The following is a 6910-nucleotide window of genomic DNA, read 5'->3' as shown; positions in this document are numbered from 1 at the left end:
TCGTGAATCTGTCGGGCTGGGTTTTCTCGGCGAGCGCGCTTAGGGTATCATGCCCAATTATTTAGCGCGCTGCGCCGGAAAACCACAGCCCAACGAACCAACCGAGACTTAGGCCGTCGGCAGCTGGAGGATGCGCAAGCATCCGTCGAAAGTCTTTTTGGTTCTTTTTCTTCAGAAAAAGAACAGCACCATACAGGGCAAAGACAGATAAAACTTATTGATTATGTTTCCCATTTTGCAAGAATCGCCCCTTTTCCGCGGTTTAGACGAACAGACCATCACCGACCTGCTGTCCCGCTCCGCCTACACCACCGAGACCTATGCCGAAAACGCCCCCATCGCCCGGCGAGACACCGCTTACTCCGGCCTGATGATTATCCTGCGCGGTTCCGTGCGCGGCGAAGTGACCGACGCCGTCGGCCGGAGACGCGTAATCGACAACATCCCCGCCCCGCAGCTCATCGCCCCCGCGTTTCTGTTCGGCGGCTACAACCGGCTTCCGATCGACGTGACCGCCAATGAAAACGGCACCGAAATCATGACCCTCCACCGAGGCGCCCTGTTCGAAATGATGCAGGAAAACACCGTCGTGCTGTCGAACTTCATCGACATCATCTCGAACCGGGCCAACTACTTCTCGCGGAAGATCTACGCCCTCTCCGTCCTGATGCTGACCGAGAAAGTGGCGGCGTTATTGCTCTCCTCCGTGTCGGCCAGCGAGGGAGAGACCGTCCCCCTTCGGTTTGAAAAGATGGCCGACGAACTGGACATCACCCGGAATGCGCTGGAGCAGACCTTGGGCGAACTTGCCAAACGGGGCACCATCGAGCTGGCGGAAAATGCGATCGTAATTCGCAACCGGCGGGCTTTGGAAGCGATGGTGGCACCGCAATAGCGGCTTTTACATCGCCTCAATACGCCTTTCGCCCCGGACTCTGCGCTTATTGTGCCGCAGAGTCCGGGGCGATCTTTATCCGCTAACAGCGATTAGATAAACGGATCCACCAAACCACCCTGAGCTCGTTTTTCCCACGCATCGAACAACGCGCCGAGCTCCGTTTCCGACGTCGATACGTTCATGTTCAGCAACTCTGTATAGATGTATTTCAAAGTTTCCATACACGGCGTCGGATTGTGAACATAAGGCGAAGTATTCATCCCGTGGACGATCTGGATCGGAGGGAGATAGGAATAATAATTCAATATTTCTGTTTTCGTCTGTATATCGACATAGGAATCCAGCACCGGATGCAACCCCTCGGCCAACGACGAGAGATCGCGCGACAAAACAAAACCTTTGACGTAGCGAATAAAATGGTTTCGCATTTTGGCGCGAGCCTCGGCCCGGACGGCAGATTGAAGAGCACCATCCTCCAACACATACATCCCATGTATATATTCGTTCCCCTGGTACCGATAATCCCTGTCGATCATCTGGTCGGTCAATTTCATCATCCGTATCAGATCAGAGGAGTAGCGTGAGCCGAAAAACTCATCGAACATCGCCGAATGGGCCGTCACCGGGTCATGAACGGGAACCGGCGTGTCTGACTTATCCGCGCTGAACAAATGGATGCAGACCAATTCGCCGCAAATCTTACAAACCGCCGGTGTAAAGTTGTTTCCGCAGGTACACGTAACAGTCATCCCACCAGTACCCTTGAAACGTCGCCCGCAGGTGCCGCAACGAGCACAAATACATTCGGATTTTTCCCAAGGCTCATTTTTAGGATCATATTTTCCACACAATAAACAATGTTTCCCCATATCATTAGGATTCGCACAATCTGATTCTCCACAGATATTACACCACCCCGCTTTTGTAATCACTATAGAGGATATGGAGTTAATTTGGTATGGATATAAAATCGTATTCCCCACCACCGCACCGATCTCCGCCCAATCGGCACCCGTTGCTTTGACGCAGGTTGTTTTTACCCCATGCTCATAACCGGCCACCCGAATCAGGTTGGCCGCCAAGTCATGCCATGAGGCGAAACCGCTGAATCCCGCCAATCCCGTCGCTGAAGAGAACCCCGTCACATCCATCATACAATCCGGCTTCGGGACAATTGTAACGACCGACAGTTGTCGGCCTCCGTCCGCAGCCGTATAAACCGACAGTTTCTGAATCGCCTGAACCGCCGAATGGTCCTGTCCGCAAGTCTCCCCCTCCTCATGATCGTGAAGGCCGCCCCGAACCGCCGTATAGGTGATCGCAGCCTCTATCGGCACATCGACCCATGACGTTCCGTCCGACAACACCACCGCGACCGCCCGTTCCCACAACGGCACCATCTCCCCCGGAAGCGGTTTGATGGGTACTTCCCGCCCCGCCACCGTTTTAGTCAACGGCGCAGCCGTACTTTCATAACAAGCCCGGGCTTCAGCGATTGCATGTTCCGATCGTTCACTCGGATCGGAGTAAGGTCGCTCTTTCGTGCACGACCAGCCAACCACCAAGGCCAGCCCTATACAGCATATTTGTAAAGTTTTCATAATTACAAAGACTAAAGGTTAGTATTTCGAATCGCCAAGAAAGATTAAGTAGTACCAAATCCGGGTAGGTTCCAACTGCTTATATTCCCATTTCGCATGCGAAATAACAAAAGACGTTGCTTGCCGACCGGCGAAATCTATCTCTTCCAGAGTCATCGGACGGATTCCATTCGAACGGAGCATACTCGGATAAGTATTTGTATTAATTTCACGTAACATCTTTTGCAACTCTTCACCCGCATTAGGCCACGCCCGAGTCATCGTATCCAGCACACAGCGGTACTCTAGTGGGAAAGTCAGCACCACCGAAGTATCCCGACCCGCCAGCGCAGGAACCGAATCCCGGTCAATTTGCAAACCTTTCGCAGCGGCGGTAAACGCCGGAGCAACATAAACTCCCACGTGATTCGCACTCACCCGGGTCTTCTTCTCTTTCACCCGGCCGTTGCGACCGACCGTAAGCTGGACATAAACCTCGGCCGGCCCCTCGTCGGCCGTCGGCAAAGAGAGGGCGAACAGGCTGTCACGCGTCGAAAAAACCAACGGCAACTGCACCCGCTCCGTCACCGAACGATACAAAACCCGATTTAAATCAACATGTTGTGCCGAAAGAGAACCTACGGAGAGCACCGCAACAACGGCCATACCTCTCAAAAATTTGAGCTTCATGACAAGATTGTTTTAGAATTTGCAGGGCCGAAAAACTCTTGAACGAAGAAGTTCCGCCCCGGCATTAAACAAAAAAAATGGATAAGTTGTGGGCAATATAATAAATACCAACAACTTATCCAACTCTCCAACTGCTGCAAACAGATGTAATCACTCCCCGAACAGCGGGAACCGGCGGCAGAACGTCCGCCGGTGATAGGGCGACAGACCGTGCCGCAGAATGGCCTCCCGGTGCGACTCCGTCGGGTAGCCCTTGTTCCGGTCCCATCCGTAGACCGGATATTCGTCATGCAGACGCAGCATGTAGTCGTCCCGCCAGGTCTTGGCCAGCACCGAAGCCGCCGCAATCGGCGCCAGTTTCGCATCCCCCTTGACCACACACTCGTAAGGAATCAGCAACTGCCCCGGTCGGAACCGATTGCCGTCCACCAGAAGCCGTTCCGGTTCGACACCCGCCGGCAACCGTTCCTGCAACTGGGCGAACGCCCGCCGCATCGCCCGGAACGAGGCATTCAGGATATTGATTTCATCGATCTCGGCCGCCGACACCTCCCCTACTCCCCACGCCACCGCCTCACGCTCGATCACCTCGCGCACCGCATACCGATCGCGCTCGCTCATCTTCTTCGAGTCGTCGAGCCGCTCGTCCCGGAAATCGACCGGTAACAGCACCGCTCCGGCGAATACCGAACCGGCCAACGGCCCCCGCCCCGCCTCGTCGAGCCCCACCTCGACCCCACCGTACAGACTCAATGCCAGCATAGCCTCAAAAACAGCTCAAATAAGCCACAAAAAATCCCGCAACAACAGAACCCTCGAATCTATCGTACCGGCGCAAAATAAGGCTCCATTTCGGCCTGAAAACGATCGAGTTTAAAGCCGCTCCACATCCGCACGATCCGCCCCTCCTTCGGCTCCACCAGCACGAAGGTCGGATAGAGACCGATCCCGTACGGCACCGCCGCCCCTTCGTTCAACAATTTACCGTCCGAAAGATTGGGCCACGCAAACGGTTTCCGGTATTTGTACATCTCCATCCAGCCGGCGTGGTTGTCGCTTAGCATCACCCCGACCACCGAGAGTTTGTCGGCATATTGCTTCGCATATTTGGCCACCTCCGGGAACGAGGCATGGCACCGCGGACAGTTCGAAGTCCAAAACAGCACCAACAGATACTTCCCCTCCTGCCCGACATAATCGGACAGATAGGAGTAGTTCCCGTCCGTGTCGTGCAACTCGACATCGTGGAATTTGTCGCCCACTTCGACCTTTTCCGTCGGCTCCTGCGCCGACACGGTGCCGGCTGCCAACAGCGCGAGCACTCCGAACAACCATCTTTTCATCATCTTCGTTGCGATTTATATGCGTTATTCTGTCTTTTTCAGATACGGTTCGACCATCCGATCCTGAAAATCCCCCTGCCCGGGGTACCAGCGTCCGACGATCGTCCCCTGCGGGTCGATCAGCACGTAGGTCGGCATCACATTCGTCCTCGGCGCGCCTTGTTCAAGCAGCTCGCCGCCAACGGGGGCGCAACTAGATCTGCAAAAGCGCAATTGCCTTATTGGGCTGAAGCCTGCGGGGCCCACAGCAACGTCAGTTGCGGGCCTCCGCGGCGGGAGGCTTCGGGCAAAAAGAACCAAAAAAACTTTAGAGCGCATCCCTGCGGGATGCTCTGGCCGGGTATACCCGCAAGTTCAAACAAACTTCGCTGCGACAACCTCGCTTCACTCCGGTCAACCGTTTCTACTTGGCAATCAGGAGGAAATAATTCTTCTTTCCCTTCTGCACCAACAGAAACTTACCGGAAATAAGATCTTCAGTCGCCACCGGCTGTTCCGCATCCGTCACTTTAGTGCCGTTCAGCGAAATCCCGCCTCCCTGAACCAGCCGCCTCAGCTCGCCCTTGGAAGCAAATACCGACGCCTTTTCCGTGCAAAGCGCAGCAAACGGCACACCACTCGCAACAGCCAAATCCGCGGCTGAAATTTCGAACTGAGGCACCCCGTCGAATACCTCCAAAATCGTCCGCTCGTCCGCCGCCTTCAATGCCTCGGCACCTCCGCCGAAAAGAATCGAGCTGGCAGCCACCGCACGTTCGTACTCTTCCCGCGAGTGGATCATCACCGTCAGCTCTTCGGCCAGCCGTTTCTGTAACTTCCGCAAATGCGGCGCCTCGCGATGCTCCGCAATCAGACTCTCGACCGTCGCTTTGTCCAGCAAGGTGAATATCTTGATATACCGTTCCGCATCCTCGTCGCTCACATTGACCCAGAACTGGTAGAACTTATACGGCGACGTGTATCGCGGATCGAGCCAGACATTACCGCTCTCGGTCTTGCCGAACTTCGTTCCGTCGGCCTTCTTGATGAGCGGGCAGGTCAGCGCGAAAGCCTCTCCGTTGGCTTTCCGCCGAATGAGCTCGGTACCGGTGGTGATATTCCCCCACTGATCCGATCCGCCGAGTTGCAATTTGCAGTTTTTGGTTTCGTACAAGGTCAGAAAGTCGAATCCCTGCACGAGCTGGTAGGTAAATTCGGTGAACGACATCCCCTCTCCCTCGCCGTTGAACCGTTTCTTGACCGAGTCCTTGGCCATCATGTAGTTGACGGTAATGAGTTTCCCGATGTCGCGGATAAACCCGAGGAAGGTTTGGCCCTTCATCCAATCGTAGTTGTTCACCATTTCGGCCGCATTGGGCGCGTCGCTGTCGAAGTCGATCAGCTTGGAGAGCTGGGCTTTGATAGCGGTCTGATTGTGCCGCAAGGTCTCTTCGTCCAGCAGGTTGCGTTCGAGCGACTTGCCGCTCGGGTCTCCGATCATACCGGTCGCTCCGCCGATCAGCGCCAGCGGTTTGTGGCCGCATCGTTGAAAGTGTTTGAGCATCATCACGCCCACGAGGTGGCCGATATGCAGCGAATCGGCTGTCGGGTCGAAGCCCAGATAAGCCGTGGTCATCTCTTTTTTGAGCTGTTCGACAGTTCCGGGCATCATATCGTGTATCATGCCGCGCCAGGTGAGTTCCTCGATAAAGTCCATCGGTTTTTGATTTTTTGTGCGTAAAGATAGCGTTTTTTCAGCCGTGTTGTGGCGGAATATCGGGAAAGGCTCCGCCCCGGGCTACCGCAGTTCGGGATCGGGCGTGCTGGGCGGCAATGGGCTCGAGGGATCTCTCTGGTCGATTTCGGCGAGTGGAGCTAACAGCATATTTTTGGCTTTCTACACGCAGAGCCTCTACCCCAGCGGCACGTACTACCGTGGTCACGGTCTTCAGTTGCGTTGCCTCTCGGAATAAACGGGGACGAGAGGCACTCGAAGACTGGCCGCCTCGGCCCAAATAACCGACTGCCTCTACCCGAAAGCTACCTCAAGCGGCCACATCTACCCTACTTTTGAGTGGAATCCTGCGGTTAGAAGAACCGCGCGGGCCGGACGCCTCCCCTCGGGAGGCCCGCAAACTCACTATGTTCGTTGCGTTCCGCCCGGGCGTCCAACCCGCCCCAAAGCACAGCCAATGCTCTGCCCCAATTCTGTCGGGTTCGGGCTGCGGCGTCCGGCCCGCGCGGCTCTACGAGTCGCAAAAGCAACACCTCATTCACAACCCCAATCTCGGAAGTTCGTCCTCGGCGCGCCCCCCTCGCGCCGCTAATGCGTCGCTCTCGCCGAGGACGGCGACCTAAAGGTCGCATAAGCACAGCTCAAGGCTCAGCCACCAACACCACCCAAATCCAAGCCTCATGCT

General features: G+C 55.6%; 7 protein-coding genes. 2 read left to right on the top strand and 5 right to left on the bottom strand.

The window, feature by feature from the left end:
- Positions 1–223 precede the first annotated feature (223 nt).
- Positions 224–895 (top strand): Crp/Fnr family transcriptional regulator, encoded by a 672-nt coding sequence (locus QZ302_RS07725; protein WP_294594218.1) that lies wholly within the window; start codon positions 224–226, stop codon positions 893–895.
- Positions 896–987: 92 nt separating this feature from the next.
- On the opposite strand, the gene QZ302_RS07720 is transcribed toward QZ302_RS07725, so the two are convergent.
- The 5 genes from QZ302_RS07720 to tyrS form a co-directional block, all read right to left on the bottom strand.
- Complete coding sequence (locus QZ302_RS07720; RefSeq protein WP_294594217.1) at positions 988–2499, bottom strand: hypothetical protein; 1512 nt, start codon at positions 2497–2499, stop codon at positions 988–990.
- An 18-nt stretch (positions 2500–2517) separates the two neighbouring features.
- A complete protein-coding gene (locus QZ302_RS07715) occupies positions 2518–3168 on the bottom strand; it encodes a hypothetical protein (RefSeq protein WP_294594215.1) in 651 nt (216 codons plus the stop codon).
- A gap of 150 nt (positions 3169–3318) precedes the next feature.
- Entirely contained in the window at positions 3319–3930 is a 612-nt protein-coding gene (locus QZ302_RS07710) for a ribonuclease HII (protein ID WP_294594213.1), read from the bottom strand.
- A 59-nt stretch (positions 3931–3989) separates the two neighbouring features.
- Positions 3990–4514, bottom strand: a complete 525-nt coding sequence (locus QZ302_RS07705; RefSeq protein WP_294594211.1) for a TlpA disulfide reductase family protein — start codon at positions 4512–4514, stop codon at positions 3990–3992.
- 400 nt (positions 4515–4914) lie between these two features.
- Positions 4915–6207 carry a tyrosine--tRNA ligase gene (gene tyrS, locus QZ302_RS07700; RefSeq protein ID WP_294594209.1) on the bottom strand — a complete coding sequence of 431 codons (1293 nt, stop codon included), beginning with the start codon at positions 6205–6207 and terminating at the stop codon, positions 4915–4917.
- A gap of 16 nt (positions 6208–6223) precedes the next feature.
- On the opposite strand from tyrS, the gene QZ302_RS07695 reads away from it, so the two are divergent.
- On the top strand, positions 6224–6463 hold the full coding sequence (locus QZ302_RS07695; protein ID WP_294594207.1) for a hypothetical protein: 240 nt from the start codon (positions 6224–6226) through the stop codon (positions 6461–6463).
- Positions 6464–6910: the final 447 nt, after the last annotated feature.

It is taken from the genome of uncultured Rikenella sp., assembly GCF_910579375.1.
Taxonomy (GTDB): Bacteria; Bacteroidota; Bacteroidia; order Bacteroidales; family Rikenellaceae; genus Rikenella.
This window is presented reverse-complemented; position numbering and strand designations above follow the sequence as displayed.

Excerpts from the sequence above, each read along its gene's own strand:
- QZ302_RS07725 (WP_294594218.1), top strand. The coding sequence starts at position 224 with ATGTTTCCCATTTTGCAAGAATCGCCCCTTTTCCGCGGTTTAGACGAA.
- QZ302_RS07720 (WP_294594217.1), bottom strand. The coding sequence starts at position 2,499 with ATGAAAACTTTACAAATATGCTGTATAGGGCTGGCCTTGGTGGTTGGC.
- QZ302_RS07715 (WP_294594215.1), bottom strand. The coding sequence starts at position 3,168 with ATGAAGCTCAAATTTTTGAGAGGTATGGCCGTTGTTGCGGTGCTCTCC.
- QZ302_RS07710 (WP_294594213.1), bottom strand. The coding sequence starts at position 3,930 with ATGCTGGCATTGAGTCTGTACGGTGGGGTCGAGGTGGGGCTCGACGAG.
- QZ302_RS07705 (WP_294594211.1), bottom strand. The coding sequence starts at position 4,514 with ATGATGAAAAGATGGTTGTTCGGAGTGCTCGCGCTGTTGGCAGCCGGC.
- tyrS (WP_294594209.1), bottom strand. The coding sequence starts at position 6,207 with ATGGACTTTATCGAGGAACTCACCTGGCGCGGCATGATACACGATATG.